We start from the raw sequence: 16252 nt of genomic DNA on the forward strand, positions 1-16252 counted from the left end.
TTGCGACCACCTGGCTTCAGTTGAGTGCCGGTATCTGGTTCGCGATGGTGGTGAAGATGTTGTTCAGCTGCCCGCTGACGGCGCCGACGCCGGTGATCAGCGCTGTGGCGATCAGGGCGGCGATCAGGCCGTATTCGATGGCGGTGGCGCCATTGCGGTCGGCGACAAATGCTTTCAGCAGTCTCATCATTCGTCCCTCGCGCGACATCAGCGTCGATTGTTTTGCATCGCCCCGGGCATCAGCCCTCAGCAGCCGGCACTGTTTCCGTAACCCTGCACCACGCACACCGAGCCCGGCATCTCCTGCAGCACGCTGCGGCGGATCGTATAGCGCTTGCCGTTGTCGTTCTCGGTCTTCGGGATCGAACCCGTCGTGATGGAATCGAATTCAGACGGCGCGCTTGCGAAGACGCTCGACTTCGACTTGTCGGCGAGCATCGGTGTCAGGATCAGCGTCAGCGCCACCACGGCCGTGCCGAACAGCAGGGCGATGTTCAGCACCCCCGTCTTGCGCGAGGAAGCCGAAGCCTGCTCTTTCTCCCGAACTGCTTTCCAGAAATCGTCGTCCATGCGTCAAGCCTTCATACACACACGCCAGTTGCTTGATTGAGGCCGATCTTTGCCAGAATCTGTTAAACGATCGATTAATATCCACAGCCAGAATGGCACGGAAATAGTTATACAGTAGAAATATCTAAAGTAGGTCCTGGAGGATGGGGATCAGCGGCTCGTCGGCCGGCGGCATGGGATAATCCCGCAGCGCCTGCGGCTTCACCCACTTGATCGCCTGCCCCTCGCGACCGACGGGAATGCCCTCGAAACGACGGCAGACGTAAAGCGGCATCAGAAGATGGAATTTCTCGTAGGTATGGCTGGCGAAGGTGAGCGGCGCCAGGCACGCGACCTTCGTGGTGATTCCGAGCTCCTCGTGGAGTTCGCGCACCAGCGTTTCCTCCGGCGTTTCGCCCGGCTCGATCTTGCCGCCGGGAAACTCCCAAAGGCCGGCCAGCGATTTACCGTCGGGCCGCTGCGCCAAAAGGATACGGCCGTCCGCGTCGATCAGGGCACAGGCGACGACGAGGAGAATGCTGTGCCCAGTACCGCTCACGACTGTAGCGCTCATCGGTTGAGATCCCGCCGCCAGTAGGAATAGCGATAGGCTTCGACGAAACCGAGCCGCTCGTAAAGCGTGATGGCAGGCACGTTGCCGGTCTTGACCTGCAGCCAGGCGGAGCGCGCGCTGCGCATCCGCGCCCAGCGCAGAGCGGACGTCAGGATCTCGAGCCCGAGCCCCTCGCGGCGGCGCGCCGGGGTGACGGAGAGCGACATGATGCCGGCGAGGTCGTTATCCTGCACGCACAGCACGGTCGCCAGCGGCCCCGTTTGCGGATCTTCGACCATGAACAGGCCGGATGGCGGCTTGATCGCGTTGATCACCTCGGCCAGCGCCGGCTTCAGCTTCGTCGACACCTGGTCGGTCGCCAGATTGGCGTCCACGAAGCGGCTGATGTCATGCGTCGGCAGATGATCGAGCGTATCCGGCAGGTCGGCATTGGCGAGGTCGCACGTCATGACGATGGTCTCGTCGAACGGCGTCCAGCCCTCGGCCTTCACCAGATCGATCAGGACAGGCGACGCGAGCGGCGTCTGCCTGAGCACGGCGGGGCGGGCATAGGCCTCGAACTTGCGGCTTGCCTTGGCCAGCCGGATCTCGACGTCGCGATGATCGGAGGGATCGAGCGGCACGATCGAGTTCAGCCGGTTCGACGGATGTCCCGCCGTCAGCCGCACCTGCCAGCTGCCGTCATAGACAACCGACGAGGCCGGCCAGGCGCGGAAACCGACGGCTTCAAGCCTGCGTACGAGCGGCAGATTTGCCTTCTTGGGGAGTGCTTCGGTCAATGAAAGATCAGCTCCGATAGTCACCGTTGATGGCGACATACTCCTTTGTGAGGTCGCAGGTCCAGACCGTTGCCGTGCCGTTTCCGAGACCGATTTCCACCTTTACCGGAATGTCCTGCTTTTTCATGACGTTGGAGGCAGCCTCCTCCGAGTAGCCTGCGTCACGTTCGCCATTGACGGCAACGCGCACGTCGCCGAACCAGATGGCGAGGCGGTCGCGGTCGGCCATTTCGCCTGATTTGCCGACGGCCATGACGATACGGCCCCAGTTGGCGTCCTCGCCGGCGGCCGCGGTCTTGACCAGCGGCGAATTGGCGATCGACAGCGCGATCGTTTTGGCGGCGGCATCGCTTTCAGCGCCCGTCACGGTGATCTCGAGCATCTTGGTGGCGCCTTCGCCGTCGCGCACGACCTGCAGCGCCAGATCCTTGAGGAGATCGTTGAGCGCCGCGCGGAACGACGCGAGACGCGGATCGCCGGCCGTCTCGACGCGAACCTGGCCGTCCTCGGCGGCAGCACCGGTGGCAAACAGCATCAGCGTATCGGAGGTCGAGGTGTCGCTGTCGACGGTCATCGAGTTGAAGGTCGGATCGACGCCCTGAGACAGCATCGCCTGCAGCGCCGCGGGCGCGATGTCGGCGTCGGTGACGACGAAGGAGAGCATCGTCGCCATGTCCGGCGCGATCATGCCGGCGCCCTTGGCGATGCCGTTGATCGAGACCGCAACGCCGCCGATCTCTGCCGTGCGGGTCGCGACCTTCGGGTAGGTGTCGGTGGTCATGATCGCCTTGGCGGCTTCGAACCAGAAATCGCCTGACGCGTCGGAATAAAGCGTGTCGAGCACGCCGGAAAACTTGGTGGCGTCGAGCGGCTCGCCGATGACGCCGGTGGAGGCGAGGAAGATCTCGCTCTCGGCGCAGCCGACGGCGGCGGCCGCGGACTTGGCGGTAAGCGCGGTCGCCTCACGACCCTTTACGCCGGTAAAGGCGTTGGCATTGCCGGAATTGACGACCACGGCACGCGCCACGCCACCGGGCAGGTTGGCGCGGCAGAAATCGACAGGCGCCGAAGGGCACTTGGAGCGGGTGAAGACACCGGCGACGGCCGCCGGCTTGTCGAACACCATCATCAGCACGTCGGTCCGGTTCTTGTACTTGATCCCCGCCGAGGCGGTTGCCATGCGAACACCGCGCAGCGCGGGCATGGACACGAAGGTTTTGGGAGCGAGCGGGGAAACGGAACCGGACATGATCATCGACCTGGCATTGGAAGGATATGGAAGGGCCCGGAAAAACCGGGCCCTCGATGGATGATATTACTGCTGAGCCGGGGCGGCGGGCTCTTCGCCCGGCTGCGGCTTCTTGTTGGCGTCCTCGTAGCCCTTGCGCAGGGCTTCGTCCGTGATGTCGATCTTGGACTTTTCCTTGGCGGTGGCGAGAAGCGCGAGATACTTGTCGCGCATGACGAGCTGGCGAACCTGATCCTTGACCTGGTCGTAGGGCGGAGGAGCGGAGTCGCGCTTGTCCTCGACGAGGATGACGTGATAGCCGAAATCGGTCTTGATCGGGGTCTTGGTGTAGGTGCCCTTTTCAAGCGCGAAGGCCGCGTCCTCGAATTCCTTGACCATGCGTCCCTTGGTGAAATAGCCGAGATCGCCGCCGTCGGCCTTGTTCGGATCGGTGGACTTTTCCTTCGCCAGATCGGCGAAGTTCTTGCCGGCGTCCAGCTGCTTGATGACGTCCTGGGCTTCGGCTTCCGTCTTCACCAGGATGTGGCGGGCGCGAACTTCTTCCTGCTTCGGAAGGGCGGCGACTTCCTTGTCGTAGCGAGCCTTGACGTCGGCGTCGGTGATCGTGTCGACGACGTACTTCTTGAAGTAGGCGTTATGCAGCTCGCGATCGGCGAGATACTGCATGCGCTTCTTGAACTCGGGCTGCTGGTCGAGCTTCTCGGCGGCCGCATCCTTGGCGAGCAGCTTCACGTCGATGGCGGCCGAAAGAGCCGCGACCTTCTTCTGGTCGTCGGGCAGCTGGCCCAGCTGCGGGTCGAGGTTGGCAACGGCCAGATCGAGTTCCGACTGCAGGATGTCGACGTCGCCGACCTTGGCGACGACTGGATCCGGTTTGTCCTGCGCACGCACCGGTGCCTGAAACGCGACAAAAGCCGCAAGCGCCACGACGGCAAATTTGTTGTAATTCAACATTCAATATTCCTTCACAGTTAAACCACCGGCTTCAACTTCGTGAATCGAGCCCGAAACAGCCATCAACACTGGAATGTGGCCTTTCTATATCAGCCAAATCCGTTGACATCATTCGACCCCCCTCTTATCTGTCACGCAACCTCGCGTCCAGAAAAGTTTCCTGGCGTTTCGATACGTGCGCCCGAAATTCGGCCGGGCAGCACTTAAGGAAAGCCCGGGATGAATATTCAGAAAGGACCAGTCGTATGGTCAGCTTTGGCGGTATCGCCCGTAAAATATTTGGCTCTGCCAATGATCGCCGCGTGCGGTCCTTCACGCCGAACGTCGCCTCGATCAATGCGATCGAGGAGAAAACCAAGGCGCTGTCCGACGAACAGCTCGCCGCCCAGACGGTGGAGTTTCGCAAGCTGCTCGCCGAAGGCAAGACGCTCGACGACATCCTCGTTCCGGCTTTCGCCGTGGTGCGCGAGGCCTCGCGCCGCGTTCTCGGCATGCGACCTTTTGACGTACAGCTGATCGGCGGAATGATCCTGCATTCCAACGCGATCGCGGAAATGAAGACGGGTGAAGGCAAGACGCTGGTCGCGACGCTTCCCGTCTATCTGAACGCGCTGTCGGGCAAGGGCGTCCACGTCGTCACCGTCAACGACTACCTCGCCCAGCGCGACGCGGCCACCATGTCGCGCCTCTATGGCTTCCTCGGCCTGACCACCGGCGTCATCGTCCACGGTCTTTCCGACGAGGAGCGCGCCGCGGCCTACAACTGCGACATCACCTACGCGACCAACAACGAGCTCGGCTTCGACTATCTGCGCGATAACATGAAGTACGAAAAAGCCCAGATGGTCCAGCGCGGTCACAATTTCGCGATCGTCGACGAAGTCGACTCGATTCTGGTCGACGAAGCCCGCACGCCGCTGATCATCTCCGGCCCGCTCGACGACCGCTCCGATCTCTACAACACGATCGACGCCTTCATCCCGCTGCTCGTCGAAAGCGATTACGAAATCGACGAGAAGCAGCGCTCCGCCAACTTCTCCGAAGAGGGCACCGAGAAGCTCGAGAACCTGCTTCGCCAGGCCGGCCTCCTGAAGGGCGAGAGCCTCTACGACATCGAGAATGTCGCGATCGTCCACCACGTCAACAACGCGCTCAAGGCCCACAAGCTCTTCCAGCGCGACAAGGACTACATCGTCCGCAACGACGAGATCGTCATCATCGACGAGTTCACCGGCCGCATGATGCCGGGCCGCCGTTACTCGGAAGGCCAGCATCAGGCGCTGGAAGCCAAGGAAAATGTGAAGATCCAGCCTGAGAACCAGACGCTGGCGCAGATCACCTTCCAGAACTACTTCCGCATGTACGACAAGCTCGGCGGCATGACGGGTACGGCGCAGACGGAAGCCGAAGAATTCGGCAACATCTACAATCTCGACGTCGTCGAGGTGCCGACCAACCTGCCGATCAAGCGCATCGACGAGGACGACGAGGTCTACCGGACCTTCGAGGAGAAGTACAAGGCGATCATCGCCGAGATCGCCGATGCGCAAAAGCGCGGCCAGCCGGTTCTCGTCGGTACGACCTCGATCGAAAAGTCCGAACTGCTCGCCGACCTGATGCGCAAGCAGGGCTTTGACAACTTCCAGGTTCTGAACGCCCGCTATCACGAGCAGGAAGCCTATATCGTCGCCCAGGCCGGCGTGCCCGGCTCCGTCACCATCGCCACCAACATGGCGGGTCGCGGTACCGACATCCAGCTCGGCGGCAACCTCGAAATGCGTGTCGAGCGCGAGCTTGGCGAAGTCGAGGCCGGGCCTGAGCGCGAGGCCAGGATCGAGGCGATCCGCGAAGAGATCAAGCAGCTCAAGGAACAGGCGCTGGCCGCCGGCGGCCTCTATGTCATCGCGACGGAGCGCCACGAAAGCCGCCGCATCGACAACCAGCTGCGCGGCCGTTCCGGCCGTCAGGGCGACCCGGGCCGCTCGAAGTTCTACCTTTCGCTTCAGGACGACCTGATGCGCATCTTCGGCTCGGACCGCATGGATACGATGCTGACCAAGCTCGGTCTCAAGGAAGGCGAGGCGATCGTCCATCCCTGGATCAACAAGGCTCTGGAACGCGCGCAGAAGAAGGTCGAAGCCCGCAACTTCGACATCCGCAAGAATCTGCTCAAGTACGACGACGTTCTGAACGACCAGCGCAAGGTGGTCTTCGAACAGCGCCTCGAGCTGATGGAAGCGACAAACATCTCCGAGACCGTTTCCGACATGCGTCGTGAAGTCATCGAGGAGCTCGTCCAGAAGCACATTCCCGAACACGCCTATGCCGAACAGTGGGATGCCGCGGGCCTCAAGGAGCAGACCAACGCCCTCCTCAACCTCGACCTTCCGATCGAGGACTGGGTCAAGGAAGAAGGCATCGGCGAAGACGATATCCGCGAACGCCTGACGGAGGCGGCCAACGCCGTCTTCACGGAAAAGTCCGAACGCTTCGGCGACGACATCATGCACTATGTCGAGCGTTCGATCGTCATGCAGACGCTGGACTCGCTGTGGCGCGAACATATCGTCAATCTCGACCACCTGCGCTCCGTCGTCGGTTTCCGCGGCTACGCCCAGCGCGACCCGCTGCAGGAATACAAGTCGGAAGCCTTCGAGCTCTTCACCTCGCTGCTCAACAACCTTCGCCAGGCCGTCACCGCCCAGATGATGCGTGTCGAGCTGGTGCAGCAGGAGCAACCGCAACCGCCGGTCATGCAGGCGCATCACATCGATCCGAATACCGGCGAAGACGAGTTCGGCTCGGTCCACCAGGCATCGGACGTCACCGTCGCGCCCGAAAACCGCAACCCCGGCGACCCCGCCACCTGGGGCAAGGTCGGCCGCAACGAGGTCTGCCCCTGCGGTTCGGGCAAGAAGTACAAGCACTGCCACGGTGCCTTCGAACAGGCCTGAAGCCGGTTCGGGCATTGAAATCGAAGCCCTCGCGACAGGCATGTCGCGAGGGCTTTTTCATGCGCGCATTCCGCCGCTTTTTCTCGCCAGGGGCAAAATCCACCCACAACTTGCAATTTCATGATCCGCCCGGAATTCAGCCGCAAAACAGTCGCTTTGTTCATCGAGCTTGCGGGCTGAAAGGGACCATCGACCATGACGACGAATTCAACCCATCGCCCGAGAGATTCCCGCCCGCGCATCGCCATCCTGTTCGGCGGCCGGTCCCCCGAACACGACGTCTCCATCCTGTCGGCCGCCAACGTCGTCGCGGCCCTCGACGCCGACCGCTACGACGTGCTTCCGATCTTCCTGACCAGGGAGGGAAAATGGCTGCTTCTGCCCAAGGGTACGGCGCCTTCGGCGGCGGCCATGGTCGAGGAAGCGGTCGAGGTCAGCCTTGTTCCCGGCGGCCACGGCCGCATGCTCGCCATACCCCAGGGCGCGCAGCCTTATGAAGTGTTAGCGATCGACGTTCTCTTTCCCGTGCTGCATGGAATGCACGGCGAGGATGGTTCGGTCCAGGGGCTGGCATCCGTTGCCCGTGTGCCGCTCGCCGGCTGCGGGCTGGTCGGATCGGTCACCGCCATCGACAAGGACATCGCCAAGCGGCTGCTGCGGGATGCCGGGCTGCCCGTGGCGAAAGCGCTCTGCATCGAGCAGGACAGCGTGCCCTCCTTCGACGCCGCCGCGCGCGAACTCGGCCTGCCGCTCTTCATCAAGCCCGCCCGCCAGGGCTCCTCGGTCGGCGTCAGCAAGGTGAAGACGCAAGAGGACTTCGCCGCCGCCCTCGCGGAAGGTTTCAGGCATGACGGCAAGCTGCTCGCCGAGGAATTCATCGCCGGCCGCGAGATCGAGTTCAGCGTGCTCGAGCACGCGAACGGCGACATCACCGTCTCGCTGCCTGGCGAGATCGCGCCGGCCGAAAGCCACGGCTTCTACAGCTACGAGGCGAAATATGTCGACGAGGCCGGTGCGGCGCTGCGCGTGCCGGCGCAGCTGCCGAAGGCGATCGAGGACCGACTGCGCCGGACCGCGCGCCAGGCCTTCAAGGCGCTCGGCTGCGACGGCATGGCCCGCGTCGACTTCTTCCTGATGCCCGATATGACCTTCGTCGTCAACGAACTCAACACCATCCCCGGCTTCACCAATATCAGCATGTACGCCAAGGCGATGGCGGCATCGGGCGTCGGCTATGCCGAGGTCCTCGATGTCCTGATCGACAGGGCGCTTGCGCGCGGCGGCGGCTGAGGCTTCGAACTGGGGACGGGTTAAGCCGCTGCATCCCGTCACAACCGTTTCTTAACCGTGTCATGCCACTACTCTAGGCACGATTTGCCAGAGAGTTTTGCGTGTCCATTATGGCGGTCATCGAGACGGCGGAGAAGATGCTACCGGCGAGCCTGCGTCCTGCGGGCGGTCGCCTGCTTCGCATGCTCGGCGATATCATGACCCGGCGCGGCGAGAAGGCCGCCGCCCAGCGCATGGCGCTCACCGCCTTCCTGATCCGCATCGTCAGCGCCGCCCTCGCCTTCCTCGCGCAGATCGTGCTCGCGCGCATGATGGGCGAGTACGAATACGGCATCTTCGTCTTCGTCTGGGTGCTGATCGTCCTCTTCGGCGACCTCTCCTGCCTCGGCTTTCAAACCGTCATCGTCCGCTATCTGCCGCAGTACAAGGCATCCGGCGCCTTCGAGGAAATCCGCGGGCTGACCGGCACTGCCCGGCTTTTCGGCCTTCTGTCTGGGACCGCCATGCTCGCCATCGGCATGATCGGCCTCTATCTCTTCGGCGACCGCATCCAGGGCTACTATGTCGTGCCGATCTTCCTCGGCCTCCTCGCCATGCCGATGATCGCGCTCGGCGACATCCTGGAAGGCACCTCGCGCGCCAACCACTGGCCGGTCATGGCGCTGAGCCCCATCTATATCATCCGCCCGATCCTGATCATCGTCTGCATGCTGATCGCCATCGGTCTTGGCGCCCCGCGCACGGCGGTCACCGCCATGCAGGCGGCGCTCGTCGCCACCTACCTGACCGCGCTCGGCCAGTATGTGGCCACCCTCATCCGCCTGCGCCGGCATTATCGTCACGGCCCGAGCAAGACCGATTTCCTGAGCTGGCTAAGCGTTGCCTTCCCGATCTTCCTGATCGAGGGCGTCAGCTTCCTGCTCACCAATTCCGATGTCGTCGTCGTCGGCATTTTCCTGGCGCCGCACGAGGTCGCCATCTACTTCGCCGCCGCCAAGACGATGGCACTCGTTCATTTCATCAACTTCTCGGTCAAGGCGGCGTCCGGGCCGCGCTTTTCCAGCATCATCGCCGAGGGCACCCGCGCCGAGCTCGCCGCCGCCGCCTTCGACGCGGCGCGATGGACCTTCTGGCCGGCACTGGCGGTCGGCCTTGTCGTCCTGGCATCGGGACACCTGCTGCTGTCGCTGTTCGGCGGCGCCTTCACGGCCGGTTACGTGCTGATGGCGATCCTTCTGACCGGCATTCTGGCCAAGGCGCTGGTCGGCCCGGCCGAGACGCTGCTGATGATGGCCGGAAAGCAGAACATCTGCGTCGCGGTCTATGCCGGGGCGCTGACGGCCAACATCACCCTCAACGTTCTCCTCATTCCCTATTTCGGCATCGAGGGCGCGGCGATCGCCACGGCCTCCGCCATGGGCGTCGAGGCCGTGCTTTTGCATCTCGCCGTGCGCCGCACGCTCGGCATCGCCCTCTTCGCCTTCGCCAGACCGGCCACCGCCGGCAACGACATGGAAGCCTGACAGCATGGTGCGCAATCCTCCCGGAACCCAGACCACCGACGCGACCACCAACCGCATGGTCCACGAGCTCGCATCGCTGGAATTCGGCATGCCGCAGGCCGAAGCCCGCGTCGAGATCGGCCGCCCCGGCCGCGAACTCTGCGTCTACTCGGGCAAGCTCGGCTACGACCTGCAGGACGAACTGGATTTTCTCTCCAACCGCGCGCTGGAGCCGAATGTCTTCTTCACCGGCCGCTTCCTGGCGCCGGCCATGCCGCGCCTCGACGACCGCGAGGTCAACTTCGCGCTGCTGCGCGACCACAACGAGACTCGCAGCCGCCTGCGCGTGCTGATGCCGTTCTCGATCGAGAAGCCGGGCTTCGCCGTCGGTCCCTCGATCATCCGTGTCTGGGCCAACAGCTTCGCGCCGCTGGGCACGCCGCTGCTCGACGGCGAGGATGCCGCCGAAACGCTCGACAACCTGCTCGATGGCCTGACCGCCCGCGACCTGCGCATGCCCAGCATCCTGGTGCTGCCCGACCTCAGGCTGAACGGCATCTTCGCCCGCATGATCCGCGCCGTCGCCATCGGCCGCAACCTGCCGATATCGACCACCAACCCCTATCTGCGCCCGATGCTGCAGAGCGACGAGGACGCCGTTTCCTATCTGCGCCAGTCTGTCTCCTCCTCGCACATGCGCGAAATGCGCCGGCAATGGCGCCTGCTCGAGGAAAAGGGGACAGTCGCCTACAGCGTCGCCCGCCAGCCGCGCGAAATCCACATGCGCTTCGAGGAATTCCTGGCGCTCGAGGCCGGCGGCTGGAAGGGCAAGCGCCGCAGCGCTCTGGTCACCGACCGCCTGCACACGGCCTTTGCCCGCGAGGCGATCTCCAATCTCGCCGCCGTCGACGCCGTGCGTATCCACTCGATCGACGTCAACGGCAAGGCGATCGCCTCCACCGTCGTCCTGATGATGGGCGGCGAAGCCTATACGTGGAAGACCGCCTATGACGAGACCTATGCCCGCTACTCGCCTGGCAAGCTGCTCATGGGCGAACTCACCGAGTGGCACCTCGACGACGCCAACATCGTCCGCTCCGACTCTTGCGCGGTGCCCGACCATCCGATCATGAGCCGCTTCTGGCAGGAGCGCGAGGAAATGGGCACCGTCGTCATAGGCCTCAACCAGAACGCCGACCGAGACGTCCGCCAGGTCACCACCCAGCTCCACCTCTACAGCAGCACCCGCAACGTGGCGAAGATGCTGCGGCAGAAGATCATGTCGCTGGCCGGGCGGGGGTGAGGTTTGTGGGCCTCGAGAGCGGCCCCATCTGATGCCGACAGTACGCCGTCGTTGACGTCGTGCCTTGAGGCGCCCCCCTCTGTCCTGCCGGACATCTCCCCCACAAGGGGGGAGATCGACTCGTTACGAGGTTTTCGCCAAACGTTGAGGTCGGAGCGAGCGGGTGCGTCCTGCCAATCTCCCCACCTGTGGGGGAGATGCCCGGCAGGGCAGAGGGGGTATCACGCGGCAAAACCTGAATGAAAGGCGACGGCCACAGACAGAGCGGCAACCACACACCACAAAACCCCGCGCCGGAGACCTCTCCGCGACGGCATGGCAGGATGGGAATGGGCAGGCGGTGGTCGGTGTAAAATAGAAGTGTCAGGCAATATCGCCTGCCCGATCGCATCGAGGCTTCCGGATATCCAGGCCGACAGGAGCGTCTCTCGGCCTTTCGCTTCCGGATGGATGAGAGGTCCTGACGACCGCAACATCCACCTTTCAACAACCATCACCGGACGCCGGGCTTGCGCCCTGATGTGTCAGATCCGGTTCGCGACCCGGCTCCCTGTCCAATGACGCCATCAGTATCGGCTGGACGATTGCAGCGGGGATGGATAGGAACGGTGAAATCCGCAAACGACTGATATCGCGGCGATTTCTTTCGCCGCGTAACAAAATTATCCCCGCGATTGGATCAGAAAACTATCTCTAAGTCCTGTAAGCTTCCAACTCCGCGTGCAATATCGCGGCACTTGCCTCGATCGCCGCAATGTCGTCAGCGATTAGCCGATAAAGCGGTGTCTGGTCGCCAGGCGTGCGGGCTCCAAGGTGCTGCGCGATATACTTGATTGCAGCAACGGTCTCGGTGAACCTGTCATGAAGAACAGGCTCATGGTGAGCGAGCCTGTTGCGCGACTGGTAGATGATCTCAAGACTATCGGCGACGTCGGCGCGCTTTATTCGCTTGTTCGGGAACACCTTCTTGAGTGTCGGCCGCCAAAGCGTGTGCTCATAATCGGGACCGCACAAACGCTTCCAGATGTAGAAAGTCAGCTCGGCAATGATCTTGCCATCGGTGACCTGGATATGCGTTCGACGGAGCTTGGACCTCTGCGTATGGGATAAGTTCACAGGGCGGCCATTCGGGAATGCCAGCGCGTCAAGGCCATGCTTGGTAGCCTGCGCAAGTTTGGCGTATTCGGCCCGACGCGCGCTATCTAGCGCCTGCACAATCTTGGTCTTCTCGCTTTCCTTCCAATGGAAAGGTGGCGGCGGGCTCAGAAGCCAGCCGGCCTGGCCGAAATGCTGCCCGAGATTTTCACAGATCGAGTTCCGCAAGGAAATCTCGATGACGGCGATTATATTCATCAAATCGGCGCCGAGGCGCAGTGTCTTCTGATGGAATTCGATTGCAGCGCGGGCGTTACCGGTGAGCTGGTAAAGCTTGCCCAGCCTCTCGGGCGACAGCAGCTTTGTGATCTCCGCTAAATCTGCATCCTCTATCGGCAAGTTGACGCTCCCGTCACTCTGACATATATTCAACCTCGAAAAGTCGAGATCAGATTGGCAGTTTGCTTTCGAGCATTACGAATCCTCGACTTCCCAAAATTGAAAAGGCGCTCCTCGGGGCGTCTTTTCTTTTTAATCTAAGGGAAGTATCCGGCGCCACACAAGCCCGCTCCCCTACCCCTCCGCCACCGCCCACTCCCGCAGCATCCGCCGGATCACCTTGCCCGACGTCGTCAGCGGCAGCGCGTCGACGAACGCCACCTCGCGCGGATATTCGTGCATCGACAGCCGCATCTTCACCCAGTCGCGGATTTCCGCCGCCAGCATGTCGCTTTCCACGAAGCCCGGCGCCAGCACCACATAGGCCTTGACGATCTCGGTGCGCAGCGCGTCGGGCTTGCCCACCGCCGCCGCCATCTGCACGGCCGGATGGCCGCTCAGGCAGTCCTCGATCTCGGCCGGGCCGATGCGGTAGCCGGATGAGGTGATGACGTCGTCGTCGCGGCCGAGGAAGGTCACGTAGCCGTCTTCGTCCTGTCGGCCGAGATCGCCGGTCAGCAGCCAGTCTCCGGCGAATTTGCTCGCGGTCGCATCCGCATCGTTCCAGTAGCCGAGAAACATCACCGGATCAGGCCACGCGATGGCGATCTGCCCGGCGGCACCCGGCTCCAGCACCGCGCCGGCCTCGTCGACGATCGCCACCTTATGCCCCGGCACCGACTTGCCGATCGCCCCCGGCCTGCTCACGCCAAGTGCCGCGTTCGACGACAGCACGAAATTGCACTCCGTCTGCCCGTAGAACTCGTTGACCTCGATCCCGAGCGTGCGGCTCGCCCAATCATGCGTCTCCGCCCCCAGCGCCTCGCCGGCCGCACCGATGGTGCGCAGCTTGAGATCGTATCGTTGACGCGGGTCGGGCACCGATTTCATCAGCCGCAAAGCAGTCGGCGGAATGAAGCCGTTGCGCACCTTCATCTCGGCCATGATCCTGTAGGCCATGTCGGCATCGAATTTCTGCGCCGGCGAGGAGACCACGGGCACGCCGAGCATCAGGCTCGGCAGCAGCGCATTGAGCAGCCCTCCCGCCCAGGCCCAGTCCGATGGCGTCCACATCCGATCACCGGGTTGCGGGAAATTCTCGTGCGCGAACTGGATGCCCGGAATATGCCCGGCCAGCACCCTGTGCCCATGCAGCGCCCCCTTCGGCGCGCCCGTGGTGCCCGAGGTGAAGATCATCAGCGCCGGCTCGTCCGCCCCGGTCGGCGGCACGTCGAAGCTGGAAGCATGGCGGTCCACCAGGCCACCGAAGGAAACGACATCATCGCCATCGTCGGAAGCGTCGACGCTGATCACCGTCCTGAGGTCCGGCAGGCGGTCGCGTATCGCACGGATGGGCTCGAGGCCGAATCCGTTGGTCACCACGGCCGCGGCACCCGACGCCTTCAGCCGGTATTCCAGCGCCTCGACGCCAAAGAGCAGCGCCAGCGGCACCGCGATCGCGCCCATCTTGTAGATCGCCATATGGGCGATCACGGTCTCGAAGGACTGCGGCAAAAGCAGCGCCACCCGATCGCCTTTTCCAAGACCGAGCGCGACTAGCCCGTTGGCAAGCGAGGCCGAGCGCGCCGCAAGCGCGCCGTAGCTCATCGACAGGTGATGGCCATCCGGGCTGAAGTGCTGAAGACAGATCCGCTCCGGCTCGCGCGCCGCCCAATCGTCCGAACACACGCGGCCGATGTTGAAATCCTCGGGGATCGTCCAGGCGAAATCGCGGTAGAGATCGTCATAGCGGGCGCGCGGCGGCAGCTTCATGGGCGCAGGATCATCGATGGGGTCTCGGTCTCGGGGCGGAAGTCCGTTTATGCTGCAGCAGCTAACACCGTCGGCGGGGATCACGCAAGCGTGAAGCCCGATCGCCCTTCCGGCCCTCCCGAACGCGTGCTTGTTTAGCCGCGACGGCTGCCAATTTGCCGGCCACCGCCCTAGATACGGGTAGCGCGGGGGTTTCTTGTCTCATCACGGAGCGATTTCATGGATTACGTCAAATTCGGCGGCACCGGCCTCGAAGTCTCGAAAATCTGCCTGGGCTGCATGACCTTCGGCGATCCCGGCCGCGGCAACCACAGCTGGACGCAGGCCGAGGAGCCGAGCCGGGCGCTGATCAGGCAGGCACTCGAAGCCGGCATCAATTTCCTCGACACCGCCAACACCTATTCCGACGGATCGTCCGAGGAAATCGTCGGCCGCGCGATAAGGGATTTTTCGCGGCGCGAGGAGATCGTGCTCGCCACCAAGGTGTTCAACCGCATGCGCCCGGGCGCCAACGGCGCCGGCCTGTCGCGCAAGGCGATCTTCGACGAGATCGACAACAGCCTGCGCCGCCTCGGCACCGATTATGTCGACCTCTACCAGATCCACCGCTTCGATCCGACCACGCCGATCGAGGAGACGCTGGAAGCGCTGCATGATGTCGTGAAATCCGGCAAGGCGCGTTATATCGGCGCGTCCTCCATGCATGCCTGGCAGTTCGCCAAGATGATCTACACATCGAGAGCCAACGGCTGGACGCCCTTCGTCAGCATGCAGGACCACCTGAACCTGCTCTACCGCGAGGAAGAGCGCGAGATGCTGCCCTTCTGCCAGGACCAGAAGATCGCCGTCATTCCCTGGAGCCCGCTGGCGCGCGGCCGCCTGACCCGCGACTATGACGAGAAGACCGCCCGCAGCGAGACAGATGAGTTCGGCAAGACGCTCTACAAGCAGGCCGAGGACGCGGACCGCGCCATCATCGGCGTTGTCGGCGATCTCGCCAAGAAGCACGGCGTCTCCCGCGCCCAGATCGCCACCGCCTGGATCCTGCAGAAGAGCGCCGTCACCGCGCCGATCATCGGCGCCTCGAAATCAGGCCATATCGACGATGCCGTCGGCGCGCTTTCGGTCAAGCTTTCGGCCGAGGATGTCGCGGCGCTGGAAGAGCCCTACGTGCCGCACCGCGTCGAGGGCTTCAAGTAAGGTGGATTAGGCGCGGCTAATCAGTAGCCGGCGCAAGAGCGTCGCGCGTCGTGAACAGGAAATTGTCGGAGAGCTCGCGGCTCTCCACCGCGCGCGCCAAAATCACCGCGCCCATCATCGCCGACAGCGTCGTGAACCCCTTGGCGCGGCGCTTTTCGGCGCTGTCGCCGGGCACGATCCCGGACAGGATATCGACCAGCGCGGACAGCCCGTCGTTGAAGGTCGAGCGCACCGCGCCTTGGCTGCGACTCACCTCCTGCACCAGCGAGGCGAAGACGCAGCTGCCGCCGGGATCGTCGACGCTGCAACGCGAAAGATAGTGATTGAGGAGCGCATCGAGCGGCGCGTCCGGCGCGCCTGCAATGATCTCGTTCCAGCGGACCTTCACTCGCTCGATCAGCGCCCGGCTGACTTCGAGCGCCAGATCTTCCTTCGACTGGAAATGCCCGTAGAAGCCGCCATGGGTCAGCCCTGCGGCCTTCATGATCTCGGCCACGCCGGTGGATTCGAATCCTTTTTCGCGAAACAGAACGCCGGCGACGCCAAGGATCTTCTCCCGGTTTTCAGCGAATTTCTCCCGGCTGACACGCAT

At 63.2% G+C, this 16252-nt stretch carries 14 protein-coding genes; 5 read left to right on the top strand and 9 right to left on the bottom strand.

Annotated features, from left to right (window positions below; all coding sequences use genetic code 11):
* Positions 1–16: 16 nt before the first annotated feature.
* The 6 genes from GGQ67_RS19210 to GGQ67_RS19235 all read right to left on the bottom strand — a co-directional run bounded on the left by GGQ67_RS19210 (position 17) and on the right by GGQ67_RS19235 (position 4105).
* A complete protein-coding gene (locus GGQ67_RS19210) occupies positions 17–187 on the bottom strand; it encodes a Flp family type IVb pilin (protein WP_183901745.1) in 171 nt (56 codons plus the stop codon).
* A gap of 59 nt (positions 188–246) precedes the next feature.
* A complete protein-coding gene (locus GGQ67_RS19215) occupies positions 247–570 on the bottom strand; it encodes a hypothetical protein (RefSeq protein WP_183901746.1) in 324 nt (107 codons plus the stop codon).
* A gap of 124 nt (positions 571–694) precedes the next feature.
* On the bottom strand, positions 695–1123 hold the full coding sequence (mutT, locus tag GGQ67_RS19220; protein WP_183901747.1) for an 8-oxo-dGTP diphosphatase MutT: 429 nt from the start codon (positions 1121–1123) through the stop codon (positions 695–697).
* Positions 1120–1941 carry a GNAT family N-acetyltransferase gene (locus GGQ67_RS19225; RefSeq protein WP_425503808.1) on the bottom strand — a complete coding sequence of 274 codons (822 nt, stop codon included), beginning with the start codon at positions 1939–1941 and terminating at the stop codon, positions 1120–1122. The genes mutT and GGQ67_RS19225 overlap by 4 nt, the downstream gene beginning before the upstream one ends.
* A complete protein-coding gene (argJ, locus tag GGQ67_RS19230; protein WP_183901749.1) occupies positions 1910–3151 on the bottom strand; it encodes a bifunctional glutamate N-acetyltransferase/amino-acid acetyltransferase ArgJ in 1242 nt (413 codons plus the stop codon). Before argJ ends, GGQ67_RS19225 begins: the two co-directional genes overlap by 32 nt.
* Positions 3152–3217: 66 nt before the next feature.
* Entirely contained in the window at positions 3218–4105 is an 888-nt protein-coding gene (locus GGQ67_RS19235) for a peptidylprolyl isomerase (RefSeq protein ID WP_183901750.1), read from the bottom strand.
* 245 nt (positions 4106–4350) lie between these two features.
* On the opposite strand from GGQ67_RS19235, the gene secA reads away from it, so the two are divergent.
* The 4 genes from secA to GGQ67_RS19255 all read left to right on the top strand — a co-directional run bounded on the left by secA (position 4351) and on the right by GGQ67_RS19255 (position 11154).
* A complete protein-coding gene (gene secA, locus GGQ67_RS19240; protein WP_183901751.1) occupies positions 4351–7059 on the top strand; it encodes a preprotein translocase subunit SecA in 2709 nt (902 codons plus the stop codon).
* 195 nt (positions 7060–7254) lie between these two features.
* Complete coding sequence (locus tag GGQ67_RS19245) at positions 7255–8349, top strand: D-alanine--D-alanine ligase family protein (protein ID WP_183901752.1); 1095 nt, start codon at positions 7255–7257, stop codon at positions 8347–8349.
* A gap of 110 nt (positions 8350–8459) precedes the next feature.
* Positions 8460–9872, top strand: coding sequence for a lipopolysaccharide biosynthesis protein (locus GGQ67_RS19250; protein ID WP_183901774.1), 1413 nt, complete (start codon positions 8460–8462; stop codon positions 9870–9872).
* Positions 9873–9876: 4 nt separating this feature from the next.
* Entirely contained in the window at positions 9877–11154 is a 1278-nt protein-coding gene (locus GGQ67_RS19255) for a GNAT family N-acetyltransferase (RefSeq protein WP_183901753.1), read from the top strand.
* Positions 11155–11847: 693 nt separating this feature from the next.
* On the opposite strand, the gene GGQ67_RS19260 is transcribed toward GGQ67_RS19255, so the two are convergent.
* Together GGQ67_RS19260 and GGQ67_RS19265 are read right to left on the bottom strand one after the other, a co-directional pair.
* Entirely contained in the window at positions 11848–12648 is an 801-nt protein-coding gene (locus tag GGQ67_RS19260) for a hypothetical protein (RefSeq protein ID WP_183901754.1), read from the bottom strand.
* A 174-nt stretch (positions 12649–12822) separates the two neighbouring features.
* A complete protein-coding gene (locus tag GGQ67_RS19265; protein WP_183901755.1) occupies positions 12823–14460 on the bottom strand; it encodes an AMP-binding protein in 1638 nt (545 codons plus the stop codon).
* A 219-nt stretch (positions 14461–14679) separates the two neighbouring features.
* Between GGQ67_RS19265 and GGQ67_RS19270 the strand changes: the two genes are divergently transcribed.
* Positions 14680–15660 carry an aldo/keto reductase gene (locus GGQ67_RS19270; RefSeq protein WP_183901756.1) on the top strand — a complete coding sequence of 327 codons (981 nt, stop codon included), beginning with the start codon at positions 14680–14682 and terminating at the stop codon, positions 15658–15660.
* 16 nt (positions 15661–15676) lie between these two features.
* Here the strand turns inward: GGQ67_RS19270 and GGQ67_RS19275 are convergent, their stop codons facing one another.
* Positions 15677–16252, bottom strand: coding sequence for a TetR/AcrR family transcriptional regulator (locus GGQ67_RS19275; protein WP_183901757.1), 576 nt, complete (start codon positions 16250–16252; stop codon positions 15677–15679).

Source organism: Rhizobium metallidurans (genome assembly GCF_014196505.1).
GTDB classification, from domain to species: domain Bacteria; phylum Pseudomonadota; class Alphaproteobacteria; order Rhizobiales; family Rhizobiaceae; genus Rhizobium; species Rhizobium metallidurans.

What these genes read in the sequence shown, in the direction of transcription:
- GGQ67_RS19225 (WP_425503808.1), bottom strand. Translation starts at nt 1,941, where the DNA reads ATGTCGCCATCAACGGTGACTATCGGAGCTGATCTTTCATTGACCGAA.
- argJ (WP_183901749.1), bottom strand. Translation starts at nt 3,151, where the DNA reads ATGTCCGGTTCCGTTTCCCCGCTCGCTCCCAAAACCTTCGTGTCCATG.
- GGQ67_RS19210 (WP_183901745.1), bottom strand. Translation starts at nt 187, where the DNA reads ATGAGACTGCTGAAAGCATTTGTCGCCGACCGCAATGGCGCCACCGCC.
- secA (WP_183901751.1), top strand. Translation starts at nt 4,351, where the DNA reads ATGGTCAGCTTTGGCGGTATCGCCCGTAAAATATTTGGCTCTGCCAAT.
- GGQ67_RS19255 (WP_183901753.1), top strand. Translation starts at nt 9,877, where the DNA reads ATGGTGCGCAATCCTCCCGGAACCCAGACCACCGACGCGACCACCAAC.
- GGQ67_RS19270 (WP_183901756.1), top strand. Translation starts at nt 14,680, where the DNA reads ATGGATTACGTCAAATTCGGCGGCACCGGCCTCGAAGTCTCGAAAATC.
- GGQ67_RS19215 (WP_183901746.1), bottom strand. Translation starts at nt 570, where the DNA reads ATGGACGACGATTTCTGGAAAGCAGTTCGGGAGAAAGAGCAGGCTTCG.
- mutT (WP_183901747.1), bottom strand. Translation starts at nt 1,123, where the DNA reads ATGAGCGCTACAGTCGTGAGCGGTACTGGGCACAGCATTCTCCTCGTC.
- GGQ67_RS19235 (WP_183901750.1), bottom strand. Translation starts at nt 4,105, where the DNA reads ATGTTGAATTACAACAAATTTGCCGTCGTGGCGCTTGCGGCTTTTGTC.
- GGQ67_RS19250 (WP_183901774.1), top strand. Translation starts at nt 8,460, where the DNA reads ATGGCGGTCATCGAGACGGCGGAGAAGATGCTACCGGCGAGCCTGCGT.
- GGQ67_RS19275 (WP_183901757.1), bottom strand. Translation starts at nt 16,252, where the DNA reads ATGCGTGTCAGCCGGGAGAAATTCGCTGAAAACCGGGAGAAGATCCTT.
- GGQ67_RS19265 (WP_183901755.1), bottom strand. Translation starts at nt 14,460, where the DNA reads ATGAAGCTGCCGCCGCGCGCCCGCTATGACGATCTCTACCGCGATTTC.
- GGQ67_RS19245 (WP_183901752.1), top strand. Translation starts at nt 7,255, where the DNA reads ATGACGACGAATTCAACCCATCGCCCGAGAGATTCCCGCCCGCGCATC.